Origin of the sequence: Billgrantia kenyensis, assembly GCF_013697085.1 — a bacterium.
GTDB lineage: Bacteria > Pseudomonadota > Gammaproteobacteria > Pseudomonadales > Halomonadaceae > Halomonas > Halomonas kenyensis.
In genome coordinates this window covers 23,056-45,872 of sequence record NZ_JACEFT010000032.1, presented here as the reverse complement: position 1 = coordinate 45,872, position 22,817 = coordinate 23,056, and the positions used below count along the sequence as shown (strand labels likewise).

At 64.7% G+C, this 22,817-nt stretch carries 21 protein-coding genes; 15 read left to right on the top strand and 6 right to left on the bottom strand.

What is annotated here, in order from left to right:
• Nucleotides 1-98: 98 nt before the first annotated feature.
• Entirely contained in the window at nt 99-1,562 is a 1,464-nt protein-coding gene (locus H1D44_RS17910) for a M48 family metalloprotease (RefSeq protein WP_181516539.1), read from the bottom strand.
• Nucleotides 1,563-1,708: 146 nt separating this feature from the next.
• Between H1D44_RS17910 and H1D44_RS17905 the strand changes: the two genes are divergently transcribed.
• The gene (locus tag H1D44_RS17905; RefSeq protein ID WP_181516537.1) at nt 1,709-1,957 is read left to right on the top strand and encodes a sulfurtransferase TusA family protein; all 249 of its coding nucleotides are present in this window, start codon (nt 1,709-1,711) and stop codon (nt 1,955-1,957) included.
• Nucleotides 1,954-3,057 carry an AI-2E family transporter gene (locus H1D44_RS17900; RefSeq protein WP_181516535.1) on the top strand — a complete coding sequence of 368 codons (1,104 nt, stop codon included), beginning with the start codon at nt 1,954-1,956 and terminating at the stop codon, nt 3,055-3,057. Before H1D44_RS17905 ends, H1D44_RS17900 begins: the two co-directional genes overlap by 4 nt.
• A gap of 36 nt (nt 3,058-3,093) precedes the next feature.
• On the opposite strand, the gene H1D44_RS17895 is transcribed toward H1D44_RS17900, so the two are convergent.
• Entirely contained in the window at nt 3,094-3,570 is a 477-nt protein-coding gene (locus tag H1D44_RS17895) for a peroxiredoxin (RefSeq protein ID WP_181516533.1), read from the bottom strand.
• A gap of 181 nt (nt 3,571-3,751) precedes the next feature.
• Between H1D44_RS17895 and dapA the strand changes: the two genes are divergently transcribed.
• The 4 genes from dapA to purC are packed head-to-tail and all read left to right on the top strand — an operon-like array spanning nt 3,752 to nt 7,215.
• Nucleotides 3,752-4,636, top strand: a complete 885-nt coding sequence (dapA, locus tag H1D44_RS17890; RefSeq protein ID WP_181516531.1) for a 4-hydroxy-tetrahydrodipicolinate synthase — start codon at nt 3,752-3,754, stop codon at nt 4,634-4,636.
• A 50-nt stretch (nt 4,637-4,686) separates the two neighbouring features.
• Nucleotides 4,687-5,658, top strand: a complete 972-nt coding sequence (locus H1D44_RS17885) for a lipoprotein, NlpB (RefSeq protein ID WP_238984571.1) — start codon at nt 4,687-4,689, stop codon at nt 5,656-5,658.
• Nucleotides 5,658-6,458, top strand: a complete 801-nt coding sequence (locus tag H1D44_RS17880) for an MBL fold metallo-hydrolase (protein WP_181516529.1) — start codon at nt 5,658-5,660, stop codon at nt 6,456-6,458. Before H1D44_RS17885 ends, H1D44_RS17880 begins: the two co-directional genes overlap by 1 nt.
• Nucleotides 6,459-6,501: 43 nt before the next feature.
• Nucleotides 6,502-7,215 (top strand): phosphoribosylaminoimidazolesuccinocarboxamide synthase, encoded by a 714-nt coding sequence (purC, locus tag H1D44_RS17875; protein WP_181516527.1) that lies wholly within the window; start codon nt 6,502-6,504, stop codon nt 7,213-7,215.
• Nucleotides 7,216-7,275: 60 nt separating this feature from the next.
• Here the strand turns inward: purC and tsaA are convergent, their stop codons facing one another.
• Complete coding sequence (tsaA, locus tag H1D44_RS17870; RefSeq protein WP_181516525.1) at nt 7,276-8,001, bottom strand: tRNA (N6-threonylcarbamoyladenosine(37)-N6)-methyltransferase TrmO; 726 nt, start codon at nt 7,999-8,001, stop codon at nt 7,276-7,278.
• A gap of 85 nt (nt 8,002-8,086) precedes the next feature.
• Between tsaA and H1D44_RS17865 the strand changes: the two genes are divergently transcribed.
• On the top strand, nt 8,087-8,623 hold the full coding sequence (locus H1D44_RS17865) for a GNAT family N-acetyltransferase (RefSeq protein WP_181516523.1): 537 nt from the start codon (nt 8,087-8,089) through the stop codon (nt 8,621-8,623).
• On the opposite strand, the gene nadC is transcribed toward H1D44_RS17865, so the two are convergent.
• Nucleotides 8,620-9,474 carry a carboxylating nicotinate-nucleotide diphosphorylase gene (gene nadC, locus H1D44_RS17860; protein WP_181516542.1) on the bottom strand — a complete coding sequence of 285 codons (855 nt, stop codon included), beginning with the start codon at nt 9,472-9,474 and terminating at the stop codon, nt 8,620-8,622. The genes H1D44_RS17865 and nadC overlap by 4 nt on opposite strands.
• A 77-nt stretch (nt 9,475-9,551) precedes the next feature.
• Here nadC and ampD point away from each other — a divergent pair, with 77 nt between their 5' ends.
• The 6 genes from ampD to H1D44_RS17830 all read left to right on the top strand — a co-directional run bounded on the left by ampD (nt 9,552) and on the right by H1D44_RS17830 (nt 17,619).
• The gene (gene ampD / locus H1D44_RS17855; RefSeq protein WP_181516521.1) at nt 9,552-10,127 is read left to right on the top strand and encodes a 1,6-anhydro-N-acetylmuramyl-L-alanine amidase AmpD; all 576 of its coding nucleotides are present in this window, start codon (nt 9,552-9,554) and stop codon (nt 10,125-10,127) included.
• Nucleotides 10,128-10,446: 319 nt separating this feature from the next.
• Complete coding sequence (gene aceE, locus H1D44_RS17850; protein ID WP_181516520.1) at nt 10,447-13,119, top strand: pyruvate dehydrogenase (acetyl-transferring), homodimeric type; 2,673 nt, start codon at nt 10,447-10,449, stop codon at nt 13,117-13,119.
• A 59-nt stretch (nt 13,120-13,178) separates the two neighbouring features.
• Nucleotides 13,179-15,182: a pyruvate dehydrogenase complex dihydrolipoyllysine-residue acetyltransferase gene (gene aceF, locus H1D44_RS17845; protein ID WP_181516518.1), complete on the top strand. Its 2,004-nt coding sequence runs from the start codon at nt 13,179-13,181 to the stop codon at nt 15,180-15,182.
• A gap of 236 nt (nt 15,183-15,418) precedes the next feature.
• Entirely contained in the window at nt 15,419-16,075 is a 657-nt protein-coding gene (gene adk, locus H1D44_RS17840) for an adenylate kinase (protein WP_181516516.1), read from the top strand.
• A gap of 123 nt (nt 16,076-16,198) precedes the next feature.
• Nucleotides 16,199-16,900 (top strand): tRNA (adenosine(37)-N6)-threonylcarbamoyltransferase complex dimerization subunit type 1 TsaB, encoded by a 702-nt coding sequence (gene tsaB / locus H1D44_RS17835; protein WP_181516514.1) that lies wholly within the window; start codon nt 16,199-16,201, stop codon nt 16,898-16,900.
• A complete protein-coding gene (locus H1D44_RS17830) occupies nt 16,897-17,619 on the top strand; it encodes a class I SAM-dependent methyltransferase (protein ID WP_181516512.1) in 723 nt (240 codons plus the stop codon). Before tsaB ends, H1D44_RS17830 begins: the two co-directional genes overlap by 4 nt.
• A gap of 40 nt (nt 17,620-17,659) precedes the next feature.
• Here the strand turns inward: H1D44_RS17830 and plsB are convergent, their stop codons facing one another.
• Complete coding sequence (plsB, locus tag H1D44_RS17825) at nt 17,660-20,104, bottom strand: glycerol-3-phosphate 1-O-acyltransferase PlsB (RefSeq protein WP_181516510.1); 2,445 nt, start codon at nt 20,102-20,104, stop codon at nt 17,660-17,662.
• A 126-nt stretch (nt 20,105-20,230) separates the two neighbouring features.
• Between plsB and H1D44_RS17820 the strand changes: the two genes are divergently transcribed.
• The gene (locus H1D44_RS17820; RefSeq protein WP_181516508.1) at nt 20,231-21,352 is read left to right on the top strand and encodes a phospholipase D-like domain-containing protein; all 1,122 of its coding nucleotides are present in this window, start codon (nt 20,231-20,233) and stop codon (nt 21,350-21,352) included.
• Nucleotides 21,353-21,379: 27 nt separating this feature from the next.
• Here H1D44_RS17820 and H1D44_RS17815 read toward each other — a convergent pair whose 3' ends face one another.
• On the bottom strand, nt 21,380-22,036 hold the full coding sequence (locus H1D44_RS17815) for a YecA/YgfB family protein (protein WP_181516506.1): 657 nt from the start codon (nt 22,034-22,036) through the stop codon (nt 21,380-21,382).
• A gap of 80 nt (nt 22,037-22,116) precedes the next feature.
• Here H1D44_RS17815 and H1D44_RS17810 point away from each other — a divergent pair, with 80 nt between their 5' ends.
• Nucleotides 22,117-22,686, top strand: a complete 570-nt coding sequence (locus H1D44_RS17810) for a SprT family zinc-dependent metalloprotease (protein WP_181516504.1) — start codon at nt 22,117-22,119, stop codon at nt 22,684-22,686.
• Nucleotides 22,687-22,817 lie beyond the last annotated feature (131 nt).

The following is a 22,817-nucleotide window of genomic DNA, read 5'->3' as shown; positions in this document are numbered from 1 at the left end:
AACTCGTCGCTGTACTTGTTCCTCATAGAAAAACCCCGAAGGTTGGATTGGGTGTCCAACTTTCGGGGTGCAGTTCACATCCAGCGCGGGCCTTTTCATTACCTAAATTTTTCCATTGTCTCGCGATACCCCACAAAGTCCTCGCGCCGCTGTTCGATACGCGCCAGGGCATTGCTGTCGCCGCTTTGCTCCGCCACCCCGCGCGCCACGTCGAGTTGGCGAATCGCCCGTTGGATATCGCCGGTGAGCTGCATGTGCTCGGCCCGAGCGAGGTGCCCCCAGGCCTCGCGGCCGCTGCGTCCGGCGGCTTCGGCCAGTAGGGTGAAGACTTGGGGATCCTCCGGTCGCTTGTCGGCAAGATCACGCAGGATGCGATATGCCTCGTTGGGGGCGCGCTGCAAGGTGGCCTCGCCCATGACATAGGTGGCCGGCATGTGCCCCGGCATCAGTCGCAGGACTCGCCGGCTGCGTTCGATGGCGTCGTCGTAACGGCCGGCTTCGAAGGCGACCTCAGCGGCGCTCACCGGCAGTATGGCCAGGTCGGGCAACTCCCGTGCCAGGTTATCGAGCTGGCTCAGCGCGCTGTCGATCTGGCCGTGATGAGCGGCGATAAGGGCGTCCAGGTAGCGCTTGGCGACGGTCGGGGCATTGTCCTGGGCCAGGCGAGTGGCTGCCTGTTGGGGGTCGCGCTGATGGATTGTCAGCAGTGCCCGGGCGCGTATCAGGTCATACGTCGGGTCGTCCTCGCGGGGGCGAACGGCCTCCAGCTGCGAAGCGCGGGCTTCGGCATCGCTGATGCGTGACTCGGTCAGCGGGTGGGTGAGCAGGAACTCCGGCGGGTTGCCGCCCTGCAGGCTCACCTGGCGCTGCATGGCGCGAAACATCCTGACCATGGCCTGGGGGTCGTAGCCGGCCTGGGCCATGGTCTGCAGGCCAAGTCGATCCGCCTCCTGCTCAAAGCGGCGCGAGTAGGCCAACTGATCCTGAATGAATGCGGCCTGGGAGCCCATGGCAGCAGCGATACCGGCATCGCCGCCGCCGCTGGCGGCGATCAGCAGGCCGCCCAGCATCGCAGCCATGGCCGGTATCTGGGCCTGCTCGGCGCGGGCCTGGCCGCGAGCGTAGTGGCGCTGGGAGAGGTGCCCCAGTTCGTGGGCCAGCACAGAGACGACCGCATCCTCCTCGTCGGCGAAGGCGAACAGGCCCGCATTGACACCAATGACTCCGCCAGGCACGGCGAAGGCGTTTAGCGTACGGCTGTCCACCAGCGCGACCACGGTACGCGTGTCGGAGATGCCGCTGTGCGGCACCAGGCGTGCCAACATCGTCTCCACGTAGTCCTGAGCGATGGGGTCCTGCCAGATGGGCGCGCGAGCCTGGAACTGGCGCAGCCAGGCGCGACCCAGGCGGAACTCTTCGCCGGTCATCGCCTGGCTTGAGCCGGTGAGACTGGGTAGCCCGTAATCGTCCGAAGCGTTAGCCGGGCCGGGCATGGTCAATGCCAAGCCGAGGGCCAGAGCGACAACGCCAGCAGTCAAGCGGGTTCGGGTCGTGCGCAGCATGTGCCAATCTCGTCAGTAGTCATGGTCAGTTTGTATCCGACATTGATTCGGCCCGCAAAGTGCCTTTAAATCTCAAGGGTTTTGCGCTTACCTGCAAGGCATCTGTCGCATGCGGCAAGCGAATTGGTATTTTTCCGGGAGACGACATGGCTGTGCAACCTGACGACGTACTCGATGCCTGCGGCCTTCCCTGCCCGCTTCCCCTGCTCAAGGCAAAGCAGTCACTGGCTCGACTGAAAGCGGGCCAGGTGCTGGAGATCAGGGCAACCGACGCTGGCTCCTGGCGTGATTTCGAGACCTTTGCTGCTCACAGCATTCACGAGCTGATGGCACGCGAGGAGCGGGGCGAGGTTTATCATTACTGGCTGCGCAAGGGCGAGGACTCCACTTCATGACCCTGCGCGAGGTCTTCAAGAGTTGGGTCGAGCACTACTTCTCCGATGAAGAGGCAGTCATCCTGCTGGTGCTGCTGGTGCTTGGCTTCGCCGTGGTGATTCTCTTCGGCCGGATGCTGGCGCCGTTCCTCACTGCGTTGGTGATCGCCTTTCTGCTGCAAGGGGGGGTCAACGCTCTGACGCGCCGCGGTGTGCCGCACCTGCTGGCCGTGACGCTGGTATTCCTGGGCTTTATCGGGGTATTGCTGGCGCTGGCTTTCATCCTGATGCCACTGATATGGAATCAGCTCGTGGGGCTGGTGCAGGAAACACCGCGCATCGTGGCCAGTGGCCAGCGCTGGCTGGATGACGTTCAGGAGCGCTACCCCAACCTGGTGACGCCTGACCAGGTGCAGGAGTGGATCGCCGTGGCGGGCCGTGAACTGACCCAGTTCGGCCAGCGTGCCCTGACGATGTCGCTGGCCTCGCTGGGCAATGTCCTGGCCCTGATCATCTATCTGGTACTGGTGCCGATCCTGGTCTTCTTCCTGCTCAAGGATCGCGAGCAGCTGGTTGAATTCACGTTGTCGCTGCTGCCCCAGCAGCGCTCGCTGATGACCCGCATCTGGCAGGAGATGGATACCCAGATTGCCAACTACGTCCGTGGCAAGTTCGTCGAGATCATCATCGTCGGCACGGTGTCGTTCTTCACCTTTGCCTTTTTCGGCTTGCCTTATGCGGCCCTGCTCGCGGTGCTGGTGGGCTTCTCGGTGCTGGTGCCCTACATTGGCGCCGCCGTGGCCACCCTGCCGGTGGCCGCCGTGGCGGGCTTCCATTTCGGCATGAGCGAGCAGTTTCTCTACGTGCTGATTGCCTACGGCGTGATCCAGGCGCTGGACGGCAATGTGCTGGTGCCTATCCTCTTTTCCGAGGCGGTCAACCTGCATCCGGTATCGATCATCGTGGCGGTGCTGTTCTTTGGCGGCGTGTGGGGCTTCTGGGGCATCTTCTTTGCCATTCCCCTGGCGACGCTGCTCAAGGCACTGGTCTATGCCTGGCCAAGGGGGATCAAGCAGCACCAGGCAGAGGAGGCGCGAGCCGCGGAGTCGGCGGACCATTGAACCGGCCAAGCCGTCGCGACGGCTCGGCCGCATGGGCTATCCCTCGGCGTGCAGGGCCTGGGCGGCTTCCAGCACTTCCTGGGCATGGCCCTTGACCTTGACGCCGCGCCACTCACGAGCAAGCTTGCCCTCGGCATCGATCAGAAAGGTGCTGCGCTCGATGCCGAGATGTTCCTTGCCATACAACTTTTTCAGCTTGATCACGTCGAACAGCTTGCAGACTTCCTCGTCCTTGTCGGAAATCAGCTCGAAATTGAAGGCCTGCTTGGCCTTGAAGTTCTCCTGAGCACGAATGCCATCGCGTGAAACGCCGAGGATGACGGTGTCGACAGTATCGAAGTCTGCTTTGCGGTCACGGAAGTCGCCGCCTTCGGTGGTACAGCCGGGGGTGCTGGCCTTGGGGTAGAAGAACACGACTACCTGGCGCCCCTTGAGGTCGGCGAGAGAGACCGTGGTGTCGCCGGTGGCGGTGGCGGTGAAGTCGGGCACGGGCTGGCCGATGGCAAGGGTCATGGGTGTCTCCTCTGGCTGGGTGGAATGCGCATTATTACATGCAGCACGGCGCGTGCTGTCAAAGAGCTGTTGGCCGTGCTGTACAGGCCTGTGCGGCCTGAGTACCATTTACCCTTTGCTCGTGGTCCTGAGCGGGACACCCGAGTGCGGCATGAGCGGATTTGCGGAGAGGAACGAGAGGATGATCACTGGCAGTATCGTCGCCCTGGCGACGCCGATGAAGGCCAATGGCGATATCGACTGGGAGGCGTTGCGCCGCTTGGTGAACTTCCATCTGGAGAACGGTACCGACGGTATCGTGGCGGCCGGCACCACCGGTGAGCCCACCACCATGTCGTTTGCCGAGCACTTCGACGTGATTCGCGCCGTGGTGGAAGAGGTCGACGGTCGTATCCCGGTGATCGCCGGCACCGGGGCCAACGCCACCTCCGAAGCCGTGGAGCTGGCCCGCTATGCCAGTGAGGTCGGCGCCGACTATTGCCTCTCGGTGTGCCCCTATTACAACAAGCCCACCCAGGAAGGGCTCTACCGCCACTTCAAGGCGGTGGCCGAAGGCAGCCGCCTGCCGGTCATCCTCTACAACGTGCCTGGCCGTACCTGCTCCGACCTCTACAACGAGACGGTGATGCGCCTGGCCGAGGTCGACAACATCATCGGGCTCAAGGATGCCACCGGCAACCTCGAGCGCGCCGAGGATCTGATCGCACGGCTCAAGGGCAGCGGCTTCATGCTCTATTCCGGAGATGACGGCACCGCCTGTGAGTTCATGCTGATGGGCGGCCACGGCGATATCTCGGTCACGGCCAACGTGGCTCCTAAGGCCATGCACGAGCTGTGCGCGGCAGCCGTCGCGGGTGACGCCGACCGGGCACACCAGATCAATACTCGCCTCATGCCGCTGCATACCAACCTCGGCATCGAGTCCAACCCGATCCCGGTCAAGTGGGCGCTGCACCGCATGGGCATGATCGACCAGGGTATCCGCCTGCCGCTCACCTGGCTGTCCAGCAAGTACCACGCCACGGTAGACGAGGCGCTGCAACTGGCCGGTGTAATCGACGATTGAGGTGTGTGGGAATCCCCGCCGCCCCGAGAACCTGACTGCAAGGTGAATGCATGAATTGTGCGCTGAAATGGATGCCGCTGGTGGCTCTGGCTGCCCTGGCCACCGCCGGCTGTGCCCGCGAAGGCTTTTATGACGATCGCAACATCGATTATGTGGAAGCTGAGCGCAGTGCGCCCCTGGTGCTGCCCGAGGGCCGCAACACTCAGCGCTACCGGGATATCATGCCGGTGCCCGAGGCTCAGGGTACCCTGCGCAGCGGCAGCGAGCGCTTCCGTGCACCGAGCCCAACGCGCATGGCAGCGGGCGGGGCGGCGGAGCGGGACTTCGTCGAACGGCGTGAGATTGGCAGCGAGCGCTGGCTGGTGGTCGCCGCCGATCCCGGTATGGTGTGGCCTCAGCTGCAGGACTTCGCTCGTGCTCGTGGGCTGCAGGTGCAGGCCAGCGACGATGCACGGGGCGTATTGGAAACGGCCCAGGGCCGGCTGAGCGTGCGCCAAGGGCTGCGCGCCGGTGACAGCGAGGTGCGCTGCGAGCAGCACGGGAGTGCGGTGGTGGCCTGTCTCGATGCGCTGGAGCAGCACTTCAGTGCCCGTACCGCCACTGCCAGCGCTGCGTCATTGGCCGGGCAGCAGCTCGCCACCGAAGATCGCCTGAGCTTCGATCAGCTGGCCAGCGGCGAGTGGGTGGTGCGCATCCCCCTCGATATCGACCGTGTCTGGGCCGAGCTGAGCCACCAGTTGGAAGCCGATTTCGCCGTGGAGGGGCGCCGCGAATTGCTCGAGCAGAACCCTCAGCAGCATGACTTCCTGGTCAACTACATGACGCTATCCGAGCGTGGCCGCGGCTTCCTGCAGATCGCCCTGAGCCCTGATGTGCGGCAGATGCCCCAAGCGGTACGCCTGGTGCTGGAGTCCGAAGGCGCGGAGCGTACCACGCTGCGTGCGGTCAACGAGAGTGAGCGGTCCTTCGAGAACGAGGACGCCCGCGAACTGCTCGAACGCGTGGCAGGCCTGTTGCGCTGATGCCGCAGCTCGATGAGCCGCTGTCAGTGGAAGGCAAGCTTTGCTTCGCCTCCCTTGGCAGTGGCAGCAAGGGCAATGCCACCCTGGTCAGCGACGGCGAGACCTCGGTGCTGGTGGATTGCGGCTTCGGCCTGCGCGAGACCGAGCGTCGACTGGCGCGTCTTGGTGTGCACCCGCGCCAGCTCGATGCCGTGCTGGTCACCCATGAGCATAGCGATCACCTGCGGGGGGTGGGTCCCCTGGCGCGGCGCCATGGGGTGCCGGTCTACCTTACGCCGGGCACCTGGCTCTCCGGGCGTCTCGGTGAGGTGCCGCAGCACCACTGGATCACGCCACAGGCGCGCTTCGCCGTGAAGAGCTTGGTGGTCGACCCGGTCACGGTGCCCCACGATGCCCGCGAGCCGGTCCAGTTTCGCTTTCAGTCCCACGGCTGCCACCTGGGTGTGCTGACCGACCTGGGGCATCCTACCGATCACGTCATTGCAGCCTTTCGCGGCTGTGATGCGCTCATTCTCGAGTGCAATCACGACCGTCACTTGCTCGAGGTCGGGCCCTATCCCCCCCGCCTCAAGCGTCGTGTCGGCGGCAACTGGGGCCATCTGGCCAACGCCCAGGCGGCTGCGCTGCTCGAGCGTCTGGGGCTCGATCGGCTGCAGACGATCGTCTGCTCGCATCTTTCCGAGCACAATAATCGCCCCGAGCTCGCGCTCGAGGCCTTGACGCCGCTGCTGGATGGCGACGCCTCGCGCCTGACCATCGCCGCCCAGGACGACGGGCTGCATTGGCAGGCGATTCGCTGAATTCTCACCCTATGGTCATGCGTTCATCCTTTCTGGAGGCCCCATGGAAAAGCGCCAAGAACTCTACGCCGGCAAGGCCAAGTCGGTCTATGCCACCGACGACCCCGACCTGCTCGTGCTGCACTTTCGTGACGATACCAGCGCCTTCGACGGCGAGCGCATGGAGTCGTTGGCTCGCAAGGGCATGGTCAACAATTGCTTCAATGCCTTCATCATGGAGAAGCTGGCCGAAGCTGGGATTCCCACCCACTTCGACAAGCGCCTCTCGGCGACCGAAAGCCTGGTCAAGAAGCTCGACATGATCCCGGTGGAGTGCGTAGTGCGCAACATCGCCGCCGGTGGTCTGGTCAAGCGTCTTGGGGTCGAGGAGGGGAGCGAACTCAATCCGCCCACCTTCGAGCTGTTCCTCAAGAACGATGCCCTTCACGACCCCATGATCAACGAGTCGCTGGCCGAGACCTTCGGCTGGGCCACGCCGGAGCAGCTCGCCGAGATGAAGGCGCTGACCTTCAAGGTCAACGCGGTGCTCAAGCAGCTGTTTGCCGATGGCGACCTGCTGCTGGTGGACTACAAGCTGGAGTTCGGCCTGTTCAAGGGCAAGATCGTGCTGGGCGACGAGTTCTCCCCGGACGGCTGCCGTCTGTGGGATGCCAAGACCCGCGACAAGATGGACAAGGACCGTTTCCGTCAGGGCCTCGGTGGCGTGATCGAGGCTTACGAAGAGGTGGGGCGTCGCATCGGCGTCGAGTTCGCCTGATCGTTACCCACGCGCTTGTCACTTGCGAAGGGCCCTGCGGGGCCCTTCGTCGTTGTGACATCAAGCCAGCACGATTTCCACCACTTCCATGACCGCTGCGCCGTCATCGTCCAGGCTGCGAAAGCGTACGTCGACGTCGCGCAGGCGCACCCCGTAAAGCCGTTCTTCGGCGCCCTTGCGGTAGGCGGGGCGAGGGTCCTGGGCCAGCACCTGGCAGATCAGCTCACGCAGCGAGGCAGCATCGTCACGCTGCATCAGGGCCGCCTCGGCAGCAGGCATGAAGCGTACCGGCAGCTCCGCTGGCGCTTCCGGGGCAAAGCCGGCCCGGGCCTCGGAGCGAGCCTCCGCCCAGGGCAAGTAGGGCTTGATGTCCAGTACCGGTGTTCCGCTGACCAGATCACAGCCTCCCAGTATCAGCCGTACGCCGCGACTCGTGTCGACTTCGATGAGCTCTATCAGCGACAGCCCCAACCGGTTGGGGCGGTGGGTACTGCGACTGGAGAACACGCCGATCCTGGCATTGCCGCCGAGCCGGGGAGGGCGCACCAGTGGTGTCCAGCGCGTGGGGCTTTGATGGAAAACGAAGGTCAGCCAGAGGTGGCTAAAGGCCTCGAGCCCGCGTACTGCCAGCGGCTTGTCGTAGGGAGGGACGAGCGTCAGCTCCGCGCGGGCGGCAGGGGCCAGTCCGGGTTGGCGCGGTACGCCGAACTTGTCGGGAAAATCGCTTTCGATGTAGCCGACGGGCTGCATCGAGTAGCTTTCCATGGAGAGAGGTGGGTTGGTCATGAGCGGGATTATGCCTACCATTGGCCCCAGCGGCGAGCTTGTGTACTCTGCTTGCCGTGACAGCCATGTGAGACATGAGTAGATGATGGAAACGACGACCCCGAACGACTCGCCGAGCCCGGCGTCCCGCTCGCCGCGGATCTACTACCGCCAGGCCAAGGCGCGGGACGGTGCCGACCAGGCCGAGGTCTTCCATCACGCCGTGATGCAGGGCGCTGCCGCTCAATACAGTGTGGAAGAACGCGAGGCATGGGCCGCAACGATGCCTCGTGAAGCCAGCGTCTGGGCGGCGCGTCAGGCCCTCTACACCACGCTGGTGGCGACCTGCGACGGGCGCTGCGTTGGGTTCCTGGAGCTCGACGTTTCCGCTGGCCATATCCACACCCTGTATGTGTGGCCGTCACTGGCTCGGCGCGGCATCGGCTCGACGCTGCTGCTGCATGCCGAACGCCTGCTGCTGGAACATGGGCATGGTCATGTCACCATTGATGCCAGCCGCATGCTGGCCGAGAGCCTGCAGCACCGCGGCTGGCGCGACCTTGGCATCGAGTGGGTGACCCGTGAAGGGGTCCGGCTCGAGCGCCAGCGGTTGGAGAAGTGGCTCTCGGCAATCGAGACTTAAGCGTCGCGCAGCTCGACGATACGCATCGACAGGTCGATCGCCTTGACGTCCTTGGTCAGGGCGCCGCTGGAGATGCAGTCGACGCCGGTCTCGGCGATCTGGCGCAGGGTGGTTTCGTCGACGTTGCCGGAGGCTTCCAGGGTTGCCCGGCCCGCAGTGCGCTTCACGGCCTCTCGCATGTCGTCCAGCGTGAAGTTGTCGAGCATGACGATGTCGGCCCCGGCCGTCAGCGCCTGCTCCAGCTCATCGAAATTCTCCACCTCTATCTCCACCGGCAGATCGCGGGCGATGCTGCGTGCTTCCTTGATGGCGGCAGCAATACCGCCACAGGCAGCGATATGGTTCTCCTTGATCAGGAAGGCGTCGTACAGCCCGATACGGTGGTTGTGCCCGCCGCCGCAGGTCACGGCGTACTTCTGTGCCAGGCGCAGGCCCGGCAGGGTCTTGCGGGTGTCGAGCAGGCGTACGCCGGTGCCTTCGAGCAGATCGACGTAGCGACGAGTGCGGGTGGCGGTGGCGGAGAGCGTCTGCAACAGGTTGAGGGCCGCTCGCTCACCGGTCAGCACCCGACGGGCGGGCCCCTCGATCTCGAGGAAGCACTGGCCGGCTTCGAGCCGGTCGCCATCGGCGGCACTCCAGCGAATCTTGATGGTGGGGGCGAGGCGGCGATAAATCTCCTCGACCCAGGCCACGCCGCACAGAATGGCCGGCTCGCGAGTGATGACCCGGGCCTTCGCCCACTGCGATTCGGGGATCAGCTGCGCAGTAATGTCGGCGGGGCCCACGTCTTCGGCCAGCAGGTGAGCGGCGGCTTCGCGAATCGCTTCGACTAGGGCGTCCTGATAGTGCATGGCGGGCCTTTTCATGTTCATGGAGCGTCGGGACCGTCATTATAGGGAATCCATGTCCGCCACGTCAGGGGAGCTTGATGAGAATCGAGGAAGGCTGGCTAGAGGGCGCCCGGCGCATGCCCTCGCCCAATCAGGATATGCGGCCCGAAGGGGAAGTCTCGGCCGTGGTGCTGCACTCCATCAGCCTGCCGCCCGGGGAGTTCGGCGGCGAGCATATCGAGCGTCTATTCACAAATACACTGGATCCTGCAGCACACCCTTATTTCGGTGGTATCGCCGATCTCAAGGTTTCCGCCCACCTGCTGATTCGCCGCGATGGGGAATGCGTGCAGTTCGTTCCCTTCGGCCGTCGCGCCTGGCACGCCGGACGTTCCTGCTGGATCGACCAGGGACGCCCAAGGCGTGCGCTCAACGATTTCACCGTGGGTATCGAACTGGAAGGGGACGAGATCCATGCCTATCGTGACAGTCAGTACATGGCACTTGCCATGTCGATCCGGACGCTGATGGCGAGTTACCCGGCCTTCGGGCCGGGCCGTATCACCAGTCATGCCAGAGTGGCGCCGTTGCGCAAGAGCGATCCGGGGCCGGCCTTCGACTGGGCTTACTTTCGCCAGCGTCTCAAGGCGTTGGGCAACCTTTCCGGGGGGTGATCAAGGAGCCTGAGGGGCAATCATACGGTAGTTTTATTACAAGCCTTGGTATTTACGCCTCGGGCAGAGAAAGTTTCGTAAGAGATTGTGTTGCAATGCAATATTCGGAATATGGAAAAAAATTCCATTCCGTTCCGATTGGCAGGGGAACCACTTTAGGGTATGTTCTACGCCATTCGTTGTATGTGCTTGTGTAAAATGACTACAACAGCCGCGTCGCGGCCTGACATTCCCCTGATCGTCAGTAAGTAGTGCGACACACCCCAGCGCCCATCCGCTTGGGTCACCTGACATCACATTGTCACTCGGAGAGACGTCTATGAGTCTGGAGGCAAGAGAAGATTTCGATCCGGTCGAAACCACGGAATGGTTGGATTCCCTGGAATCGGTCCTGGATCGTGAGGGCGAGGAACGCGCCCGGTTCCTGCTGTCGAGCCTGGCCAACCGGCTGCGCCGAGACGGCATGCAGGCACCCTTCTCGGTGACGACGCCGCATCGCAACACCATTCCGGTCCATCGCGAAGCCCCGATGCCGGGTGACCTCTTCATGGAGCGGCGCATCCGCTCGCTGATTCGCTACAACGCCATCGCCCAGGTCATTCGCAACAACCGCGCCAACCCGGGGCTGGGTGGACATATTGCCAGCTTCATGTCGGCGGCCACGCTCTACGACGTGGGTTTCAACCACTTCTTCCGTGCACCTAGCGGCGACTTCGAAGGCGACCTGGTCTACATCCAGGGCCACGTGGCGCCGGGCGTCTATGCCCGTGCCTACCTGGAGGGGCGTCTCACCGAGGCGCAGATGGACAAGTATCGCCAGGAAGTCGATGGCGACGGTCTCTCCTCCTATCCGCACCCGTGGCTGATGCCGGACTTCTGGCAGTTCCCCACCGTCTCCATGGGGCTGGGGCCGATCCAGGCGATCTACCAAGCCCACGTGATGAAGTACCTCGACTCCCGCGAGCTGCGTGACATGCAGGATCGCAAGATCTGGTGCTTCATGGGCGACGGCGAGTGCGACGAGCCGGAATCTCTCGGCGCCATCCACCTGGCCAGCCGCGAGAAGCTCGACAACCTGATCTTCGTCATTAACTGCAACCTGCAGCGCCTCGACGGTCCGGTGCGCGGCAACGGCCGCATCATGGACGAGCTCGAGGGCGTCTTCCGCGGTGCCGGCTGGAACGTGCTCAAGGTGGTCTGGGGCCGGCTGTGGGATCCGCTGTTCGAGAAGGACAAGAAGGGCATCCTGCAGAAGCGCATGGACGAGGCGGTCGACGGCGAGTACCAGAACTACAAGGCCATCGACGGCGGCTACACCCGCGAGCACTTCTTCGGCAAGTACCCGGAAACCGCGGAGATGGTCAAGGACATGTCCGATGAGGACATCTGGCGCCTCAACCGCGGCGGTCACGACCCGTTCAAGGTCTACGCGGCCTACCACGAGGCGGTGAACAACGCCAATGGCCGTCCCACCGTGATCCTGGCGCATACCGTCAAGGGCTACGGCATGGGCAGCGGCGAGGGCGAGGCTTCCATGGAAGCCCACCAGGTCAAGACCATGGAGTACGAGGCGCTGAAGAAATTCCGCGACCGCTTCGGTATTCCGCTGACCGACGAGCAGCTCAAGGAGGTGCCGTACTACAAGCCGGAAGACGATTCGCCCGAGCTCAGGTACATGCACCTGCAGCGCGAGCGTCTGGGTGGCTACTTGCCCCAGCGTCGCAACGACTTCGAGGCGCTGACGATCCCGTCGCTCGAGGACAAGACCTTCGCCACCCAGCTGGCCGGTTCGAAGGGGCGTGAGGTCTCCACCACCATGTCCTTCGTGAGGATCCTCAACGGCCTGGTGAAGGACAAGAAGATCGGCCAGCAGGTGGTGCCGATCGTGCCCGACGAGGCGCGTACCTTCGGCATGGAGGGGATGTTCCGCCAGCTCGGCATCTACACCTCCGAAGGCCAGAAGTACGAGCCCGTCGACAAGGGCCAGATCATGTTCTACCGCGAGGACAAGAAGGGCCAGATCCTTGAGGAGGGCATCACCGAAGCCGGGGCGATGTCGGCGTGGATCGCCGCTGCCACTTCCTACAGCAACCACAACCTGCCGCTGCTGCCGTTCTACATCTACTACTCGATGTTCGGCTTCCAGCGCATCGGCGACCTGGCCTGGGCCGCCGGCGACCTGCAGGCGCGCGGCTTCCTGGTGGGCGGTACCGCCGGGCGTACCACGCTCAATGGCGAAGGTCTCCAGCACCAGGACGGGCACAGCCATCTGCAAGCGGCGACCATCCCCAACTGTCGCAGCTACGACCCCACCTATGGTCATGAGGTGGCGGTGATCGTGCAGGATGGCCTGAAGCGCATGTTCGCCGACAAGGAGAACTGCTTCTACTACCTGACGGTGATGAACGAGAACTACGAGCACCCCGAAATCGATGACGTTCCGGTCGACGACATCATCAAGGGCATGTACCTGCTGCGCGAGCACAAGGGCGACAAGGGCCACGTGCAGCTGCTTGGCTCCGGCACCATCCTGCGCGAGGTGGAAGCGGCGGCGCGCATGCTGGCCGAAGAGTGGGGCGTGGGCTCCGAGATATGGAGCGTGACCAGCTTCAACGAGCTGCGTCGCGAGGCCCTGCTGCTCGAGCGTGAGGCGTTCCTCAACGCCGCTGACGAGCCGGTCAAGCCGCACGTCACGCGCTGCCTCGAGGGTCGCAAGGGACCGGTCATCGCCTCGACCGACTACATGCGCCTGTTCGCTGACCAGGTGCGTGCCTGGGTGCCGATGGACTACCACGTGCTCGGCACCGACGGCTACGGCCGCTCCGACACTCGCGAGAAGCTGCGCCACTTCTTCGAGGTCGATCGCAACTTCGTGACCGTAGCCGCACTCAAGGCGTTGGCCGACCGCGGCGAGCTGGATCGCAAGGTCGTCGCCGAGGCGATCAAGAAGTACGGCATTGATCCGAACAAGCCCAACCCGCTGACGAGCTGACCGGTGGCAAGGCGGGCACGGCCCGCCTGTTCCAGGCACGATTTGGAAGGAGCGCGACCTTGAGTAGCGAAATCATAAAAGTTCCGGATATCGGCGGCAGCGAAGACGTCGAGATCATCGAAATTGCCGTATCCGAAGGGGATGTCATCGAGCCCGAAGACACCCTGATCACGCTGGAGTCCGACAAGGCCAGCATGGACGTGCCGTCGCCCAAGGGCGGCAAGGTCGTTCGCGTACTGGTGAAGGAGGGCGACACCGTCTCCGAGGGCGACGACATCGTCGAGCTCGAGATGGAGGGCGGCGGCAGCGACGACGCCGGTAGTGAAGAGAAGGCCGAGCCAGCCGAACCCAAGCGCGAGCAGGCATCTCAAGCCACGGCGGAGAAGCCGGCGGCGAAGAAGGCCAGCAGCGGCGGCAAGCGCACCGTGGAGATCAAGGTGCCCGACCTGGGTGGCTCCGAGAGCGTCGAAATCATCGAAGTGGCGGTCGCCGAAGGTGACGAGGTGGCGGAAGAGGACACCTTGATCACCCTCGAGTCGGACAAGGCCTCGATGGATGTGCCGAGTCCCTACGGCGGCAAGCTGGTCAGCCTCACTGTCAAGGAGGGCGACACTGTCTCCGAAGGCGACGTGATCGGCACCATGGAGATTGCCGATGAAGGCGGCGATGACTCGGGAGAGGCCGAGCCCGACGCCGTTGAGACCACCGCGGAGCCCGCCGAGCAGGCCGAAGCGCCGGCCGAGGAAGAGGCCGTGAGCGGCGAACCCGAACGCCGCGAGATTCGTGTTCCGGATCTCTCCGGCGCCAGCGATGTGCCGATCATCGAGATCGCGGTCAGCGCCGGTGACGAGGTGAGCGAGGAAGACCCGCTGATCACCCTGGAGTCGGACAAGGCCTCCATGGATGTGCCGAGCCCCTACAAGGGCAAGCTGATCGAGCTCACCGTCAAGGAAGGGGACAGCGTCTCCGAGGGCGATCTGATCGGCTATATCGAGGTGGCCGGTAGCAAGCCGGCCGCCAAGAAGGCCGAGCAGAAAGCCGCGGCGCCGTCATCGGCCAAGGCCGACAAGCCGGCTTCGACCCCGGCCGGTACGCCGAGCCCGGAAGCGCAGATGGCGGCCCACAAGCCGCGCGATGGCAAGCTGGTGCATGCCGGCCCGGCGGTACGCATGCTGGCCCGCGAACTCGGCGTCGACCTGGGACTGGTGAAGCCGAGCGGCCCCAAGGATCGGGTGCTGAAGGAGGACGTGCACGCCTACGTCAAGCAGGCCATGGCCGCTCAGGCCAAGGCTCCCGGGGCGGCCGCACCGGCCGCCACCGGTGGTGCCGGCATTCCGCCGGTGCCGGATCAGGACTTCAGCCAGTTCGGCGAAGTGGAAGAGAAGCCGATGGGGCGCCTGCTCAAGATGGGTGCCACCAACCTGCACCGCAGCTGGCTCAACGTGCCCCACGTCACCCAGTTCGACGAGGCGGACATTACCGAACTCGAGGCCTTCCGCAAGTCGATGAAGGCCGAAGCCGAGGCTCAGGGCGCCAAGCTCACGCCGCTGCCGTTCCTGATCAAGGCGTGTGCCTTCGCCCTGCGCAAGTACCCGCAGTTCAACGTCAGCCTGAAGAGCGACGGCGAGACGATGGTGTGGAAGAACTACGTCCACGTCGGTATCGCGGTCGACACGCCCGATGGCCTGATGGTGCCGGTGATCCGCGATGCCGACAAGAAGTCGCTGATCGAGCTGGCCAAGGAGAGTGTGGAGCTAGCCGGCAAGGCGCAGTCGAAAAAGCTCAAGCGCGAGGAGATGACCGGTGGCTGCTTCACCATCTCCAGCCTGGGCTCGATTGGCGGTACCGCCTTCACGCCGATCGTCAACGCCCCGGAAGTTGCCATCCTCGGCGTCTCCAAGGCGCAGATGAAGCCGGTGTGGAACGGCGCCGACTTCGAGCCGCGTCTGATGATGCCGCTGTCGCTCTCCTACGATCACCGTGCCGTGAACGGTGCCGATGCCGCGCGTTTCACCGCCTTCCTGGCGGCGGCGCTGAGCGACATCCGCCGCATGCTGCTGTGACCGTGATCTGAGATGACACCGACGGCGCCCTGTGAGGCGCCGTCGGTGTTTGGGTCCCACTTTCGGGTGGGAATACCAAAGTGCAACCCGCCCATAATTGGCTGATAATTCAGCGGCTTTGGGGCTCAGACGGGGCTTGCCCGATAGCCTGCGGTTGTGTGGTGTCGTCGCCGCGGTTATCGTTCATGACATTCCACTTACCCACAAGAATTTCCACTCTCTCAAGGAGCAGCTAGATGCGTTTGATCCTGTTGGGCGCCCCGGGGGCCGGCAAGGGTACCCAGGCCCAGTTCATCTGCGAACGCTACAAGATCCCGCAGATTTCCACCGGCGACATGCTTCGCGCGGCGGTCAAGGAAGGCAGCGAGCTGGGTCTCAAGGTCAAGGAGATCATGACCAGCGGTGGCCTGGTGTCCGACGATCTGATCATCTCGCTGGTCAAGGAGCGCATTGCGCAGCCCGACTGCGAGAACGGTTTCCTGTTCGACGGCTTTCCACGCACCATTCCTCAGGCCGACGCCATGAAGGAGGCCGGGGTCAAGATCGACCACGTGCTCGAGATCGCGGTAGAAGACGAGGAGATCGTCAAGCGCCTCGCCGGGCGTCGCGTGCACCCGGGATCGGGCCGGGTCTACCACGTCGAGTACAATCCGCCCAAGGAGGAAGGCAAGGACGACGTCACCGGCGAGGCGCTGATCCAGCGCGACGATGACCGAGAGTCCACCGTGCGCAACCGCCTGGCGGTCTACCATGAGCAGACCGCTCCGCTGGTCGACTACTACCAGCAGTGGGCCGAGCAAGAGCCCGACGCGGCGCCTGCCTACCATCGTGTCGCAGGTGTGGGCAGTGTCGACGACATCACTCGGAAGGTCGCCGAGGCGCTCGACAGCTAAGCCTTTACTTCGCTGCTTCCCTCCTGGCCTGCCTTGCGGCGGGCCAACCTCGTTGCGTGCCATCGTCCCGCGCCCCGCGGCGGCGTATAATGGACCGTTCCATTCCTGGACGCGATTCTGCCCATGCCGATCCTGCTGGCTCTCGATGCCTCTTCCAGCGCTTGCTCTGCCGCCCTTCTGCTACAGCGCGAGGGCGCTGAGGAGCAGCTCGTTTCCCGTTTCGCCCTGACGCCCCGCGAGCATACTCGCCGGCTGCTGCCGATGGTGGACGAGGTATTGGCCGAGGCGGGGCTGACCCCGGCTCAGCTCGACGCCGTGGCCTACGGACGCGGCCCGGGCTCCTTCACCGGACTGCGCATTGCCGCCGGTGCGGCCCAGGGGCTGGCCTACGGCCTGGATCGCCCGCTGCTGGGAGTCTCTACCCTCGAGGCGCTGGCCCTGGCAGCGCATCGGCGCCACGACGTCGAGCGGGTGGTCACGGCAATGGATGCTCGCATGGGTGAGATCTACGTAGCCGCCTGGCATTGTCGTAACGGCTCGCCCGAGGCATTGCTGCAAGAAGCGGTCATGCCGCCGCAGCGCCTGGAGCTGCCGACGGCGGAACTGGGCGAGTGGTACGGCATCGGCTCCGGCTGGTCCTTACGGGAACTGATGCCGGCCGAAGTACGTACGGCTGTCAGCGACTACGACGCCGAAGCGGAGCCGGCGGCAGAGGAGCTGGTACGGCTCGCCGCCAGGGACTATGCGGCCGGGGCGCGGCCCGCCGCCCATGAAAGCCAGCCGATCTACCTGCGCGACCAGGTGGCATGGCAGAAGGGCGCATGAGGCGAGGTGAAACCCCATTGGGCGGAGTGCAAGATACGGGCGGCGAGCTGGTTCTGCGACGCGAAGCGGGCGCCCTGGTGCTGGCCGGTGAGTCGAGCCGCTACGGCAAGCCGCTGCGGGTCGACTTTGCCGAAGGCCGCGCGGCCCACCGGCGCCGCTTTGGCGGCGGTCGCGGCCAGCTGATCGCCCGTGCCTGTGGCCTCGCCGCCGGGGTCACGCCCAGCGTGGTGGATGCTACTGCCGGCCTTGGCCGCGACGCCTTCGTGCTGGCCAGCCTCGGCGCCGAGGTGCTGCTCATCGAGCGCGTGGCACAGATTCATGCGCTGCTGGAAGACGGCCTGGTGCGTGCCGCCAGCGATGCCGACACGGCCGAGATCGTCGCCCGCATGCACCTGGCTCATGGCGACGCCACTCGCGAACTCGCGGCGCTGGTGGCCGCCAGCGGCATAGCGCCTCAGGTGGTTCACCTCGATCCCATGTTCCCGCACCGTGAAAAATCGGCGCTGGTGAAGAAGGAGATGCGCCTGTTTCGCGAGCTGGCCGGCGACGATGATGATGCGCCGAGGCTGCTCGAGGCGGCGCTCGATGTGGCCACCCACCGCGTAGTGGTGAAGCGCCCGCGCAAGGCACCGCCCATCGCGGGCCCGGCACCGCAGCACGTCATCGAAGGCAAGACCAGCCGCTACGACCTCTACGTCCACCGCTCCCTGAAAATCTGAAACTCATCGTCCAGCCGTTCACTCGCGCAGGCCTTGTTCCCTATCCGCCGTGGCTGACGAGCTGCAGCCTGTGCCTCAGTGCCGGATCATACAGCTCGCCGGTGCGCTGCGCGGCACTGCGCAGGCGCTCGTCGAACCACAGCAGCTCTTCTCGCTCCCAGATCCAGCCTTCGGCTTCAAGGCTATCGACCAGGCTGGCGAACAGCGTGCGGTCGAAGAATTCGGGTGCGTCGCGTCCAGACAGAATTGCCAGGCGCTCGGTCACCTGTTGGCTGCGCTCGGCCAGCGCCTCGCGCCCCAGCGTGCCGGGTGGCTGATCGAGCAGAATCGCAAGCAGCAGGTAGCCGCGCTCCAGCGAAGGCTGCATCAATTTCGCCAGCAGCTGCAGCTGTTCGCCGGCTTCCAGCGCCGCGGGGCGCTGCCACCCCTGAGCTCGGCGCTCCAGCAGGCCTTCCTGGCAGAGGGCCTCCAACATCCTGGGCAAACCCTGGCTCAGTGCCTGTGGGTCGAGGAACAGCTCGCGAGCCAGGATCGGCCAGGGTGGCCCTAACTGGGCCTGAAGGCTCTCCAGATCCCTGGCCGGCGCATGGCGGAAGGCAAAGGCCGTCAGGCCGGCCAGGGCGAAGAGGTGCAGGACATTGTTGCGATACCACACCAGCAGATTGGCCTGCTCGGCTGTCGCCACGATGATGTCGCCCAGCGGGTGGGGGCGACGCTCGATCATGCCCAGGGCCATGACCTGATCGATCCACGCGGCGGGCTCGCCGTGGGGCAGGCTGACCTGTCTTCCACCCGGACAGTGGCGCTGCAGGGCGGTCAGCAGGGCGAGCTGGCGGGACATCAGGCTCGCTTCGATGGCGTGGTGCGGCGTGGCCAGCAGCACAAGGGCCACCAGATTGACCGGATTGAGTGCCGCCGCGGCGTTGATGCGCCGCGTCAGCTCGGCGCCGAGCTGGGGCACGGTCCGGTTGAGCCAGGGCGGCCTTGCCTGGGTGGTGTCATCGCGCCAGCCCGGCGTCGTGGCGTCGAGGAAGTGGCCAAGCTGTAGCGGCTCTCCGACATTGACCGTGACCTTGCCGAACGGCTGGCGCAGTTGGCCGAGGACGCGCAGCAGCGCCCAGGGCGATTCCTTGCGCTTCTTGCCGCCGCGCAGCTCACGCTGATAACTGGCATTCTCGATGATGCGTTCGTAGCCGATATAGACCGGGATGAGGGCAAGCTTCGGCGGGCTGCTGCCTGCCGCACTGCGGCGAAAGGAGCGCAGTGTCATCGACAGCATGCCGGGGCGCGGCGAGAGCATGCGGCCGCTGCGTGAGCGCCCCCCTTCGATGAAGTATTCCAGCGGGTGGCCGCTTGCCAGCAGCCGATGCAGGTACTCGTTGAAGACTGCCCCATACAGCGGCTTGTCGCGAAAGCTGCGGCGCATGAAGAAGGCGCCGCCCCGGCGCAGCAGTGGGCCGACCAGCGCCATGTTCAGGTTGCGGCCAGCGGCGACGTGCGGCGGCATCAGTCCGTCGCGATAGAGTACGTAGGAGAGCAGCAGGTAGTCGATATGACTGCGGTGGCAGGGCACATAGACCAGGGTGTGGTCGCCGGCCAGTGCCTTGACCCGCTCGAGACCGCGAACCTCCACGCCGTCGTAGAGCCGGTTCCACAGGCGCCTGAGAAGCCCATCCATGAAGCGCAGGACCGGGTAGCTCATGCTCGAAGCGATCTCGTGGCCATAACGCAGGGCTCTGCGCTGAAGCCGCTCGGGTGAGCGCTTTTCGCTGACCGACAGTTCCTCGATCACGCGGTGCACCTCGGGGCTTCTTGCCACGCCTTCGATCAGGGTGCGCCGGTGGGAGAGGTCGGGGCCGAGCACCTGCGTGCGCATGCGCCGGAAGTGGACGCGCAGCAGCCGAGCGCCCTTGCGGTTGGCCACTGCGGGGCCACGCTCGTCCATCAGGTCGCGCAACTGCAGCGGTGCCCCGAAATGCACTTCCACGCTCTTGCCGTTGATCAGCACCGACAGGGCCCGGCGCAGTCGCCCCGTCAGCTGCCAGCTGTCTGCTGCCACCATGTGCCAGAAGCCGAAGCGCTTACCCGGTGCGCGTCCCCAGAATACGCTCACGGGAATTACCTGAACCTCGGCGTCCTCATGCTCGGCGAGGTATTCCAGCGTCTGCTGGAAGGGCGCTCGGGAGGTACGAAAACGGCGCCACAGGCGTCGCTCATGCGTCGGCAGCGCCACACAGGCCGGGAACTTGAAGTCGGCCAGACCGGTATCGCCGCTGGCCGGCGGCAATCCGTGGCGCTGGCACAGCAGGTCGAGGAGCAGGGCATCGGAGAGCGCCGGGTGGGGCAGGACGTAAACAGTGGGGCGTGAGGAATCGATGGCCAGCTCGCTGGGTTCGGGCTCGATGAGCCGGGTCTCGGCCCAGGCCTTGATGAAGCGCCTCAGGGGCGCGCGGAGCAGGCTGCGCAAGGTGTGGGCCAGGGCCATCCGGTTGCCTCTACGTCGAATCAGTCGCCAGTATAACCATCCGGCAGGAGCGGGTCAGGTCAGGTGCTTTTCCTCGTGGCATAAACGTGCGTCAATCATGCAAGACAAGGTGATGGGAGGCATGCCATGCATGGCGTGTGGCGGGATGGCAATCGGTTCGAACTGCTGGCGGAGTCGTCTCGCTTCCTGCCGGCCATGTTCACGGCCATCGAGGAGGCAAAACGCTCGATCCTGATCGAGCTCTACCTGATGGAGTCCGGGCGCCTGGCCACGGCGCTGATCGATGCGCTTTGCCGGGCCGCGGGCCGTGAAGTGACGGTCGCGCTGATGCTGGATGCCTACGGGGCCATGGGGCTCTCTGCCGAGGATCGGCGGCGCCTGGAACAGGCGGGTGTCGCGTTGCGCCTGTTCAACCCGCTCGGGATTCGCCCACTGACACGCAACCTGACCCGGGACCACCGCAAGCTGATGGTAATCGACGGCCGGGAGGCTTACACCGGTGGCTTCGGCGCGGTCGATGAGTTTCTCGATGCCTGGTACGAGGTTGCGGTGCGTATCGAGGGGCCGGTGGTGGCCGACTGGGTGCGACTGTTCTCGCGTCTGTGGGACTCGCCGCTATCCAAGGGAGCCGGAGATACGACGTTGGTGCGCCGCCTGCAGCTCGAGGTCATTCCTCGCCAGGATTATCAAGGTATGCGCGGCCGTGTCGTCTGGGGGCAGGGGTATCGCTACCAGGCCATCCGCCACTCGCTGTATGGCCGGGTATCGTCCGCTCAACGGCGCATCTGGCTTTGCACTCCCTACTTCGTGCCGACCTTCAGTTTACGCATGCGCTTGATCCGGGCGGCCCGGCGCGGGGTCGACGTGCGCCTGCTGCTGCCAGGCCGAGATCATGACCACCCCTGGGTGCGTTATGCCGGCCAGCGTTTTTATCGTCGCCTGCTGCGCGCCGGCGTGCGCATCTTCGAATTCCAGCCTACCTTCATCCACGCCAAGTTCTCGCTGGTCGATGAATGGTCGAGCCTGGGGTCGTGCAACTTCGATCACTGGAGCCTGCACTGGAATCTCGAGGCCAACCAGGAAGTGGACGACACTCGCTTCGCCGGCGAGGTGGCGGCACTGTTCGAGCGCAATTATGCCGCCAGCCGTGAGATCACTTATCGGGAGTGGATGCAGCGTCCGCGCTGGCAGCGCTTCAAGGAGTGGGTTTTTGGCAGTGTCGATGCCTGGCTGACGCGGCTACGGTGATGGGCCTTTGCGCTTGGCCAGGCAAGCCTACCGCTTGTGGCCGGGCTTGCCCTTGCCGCGGCCGGCCGGTTTCTTCTTGCGCGGCATGGGCTTGGGCGTCTCCGGGGGCACACGGTAGTGCAGGTAGAGGTCGAGCACCAAGTCCGGCAGTTGGCCGACCAGCGGCTCGAGGCGGGCAGTGTCTGCCACCATGTCGGCCATGTCGGGCTCGTCGTCGAACAGTCCCGAAAGCGCCATGAACGGCAACAGCAGGGCGGCCACGGTCTCCTCGTCCTGTTCGAACCACGCCGCCTCGTCGAGAAACACGGCCTCCATGAAACCGGCGCACCAGTCGCCGATGGGCGTCTCCTCCGGCGGTAGGCCATCCAGTGTCGGCTCGAACGGAAGCTCGGGCAGACCACCCTGCTCCAGGGTTTCGATGGCGCTGCCGCGCAGCTTCTCCAGCAGCCCTAGAATCTCGCCGTGTTCGTCGGCGTCGGCGAACTCCGGCTCGCCGTGGAACAGCTCGGCCACCCAGGAGGCGGTGTCGACTTCGCGGGGTGCCACGGCGAGGGCGACGAGAAAGCCATGGGCCGAGACAAGATCCAGCGCATCGGGATCGACACGTTCGGAGTCGAGGAATTCGTCGAGACGCTCGAGTTCGTGATCCTCGAGCAGGGGCTGGGGCAGGGGCGTGTCGGACATCGGGCTCTCGCATGTCAACGTCAATAAATGGCGCAGTCAGGGCTGGACGCCACCCTGGCGGGGCGTCATTCTAGCACCCCATGAAACAACCCGCGCTTCCCGATCCTGACCATGTGTGGCTGGCGAGCCTCGACGAGGCGGCCCTTCACGAGGCCCTGCTAGGGCGTGTCGCGGCTGCCTGGCAGCTTTGCCGTGACTATCATCCCGAGCTGCCGCGCCCCAGGGTCTGGTTAGACCTGCGCGGCAGGTGCGCCGGTCAGGCCCATTATGGTCGCGGCGGATTACGCTTCAACCCGGTGCTCTATCGCGAGAACCGCTATCCCTTCCTGACCGAAGTCGTGCCGCATGAAATGGCTCACTGGCTGGTGCGACACCTGAGCGATGGGCACCGGGCCAGGCCCCATGGGCGAGAATGGCGTACGGTGATGGAGCGCCTGTTCGGACTGGAGCCGCGGGTGACACACGTCTTCGATACCCGGCGGGCGAGTCCCATGCCCTACCGTTACCACTGTGGCTGCCAGGAGCATTTCTTTACCTCGCGCCGCCACTCGCTGGCTCGTAATGGGCGCCGCTATCGCTGCCTCTCCTGCGCTCAGACCTTGGTCTATCAGTCCTTTGTAGAGCATGGAAAACATACTACAAATGTCTGATTCCAAAAGAAAAAAGCTTGATACCAAGGTCTAAGGGGAAGGGCCGCGTCGAGGGTATATGCTGGTGGGCGAATCTGATGCCGGCGCAACCAATAACAAGGCAGCCGGTACCATCCACCGAGAGGGTGCAT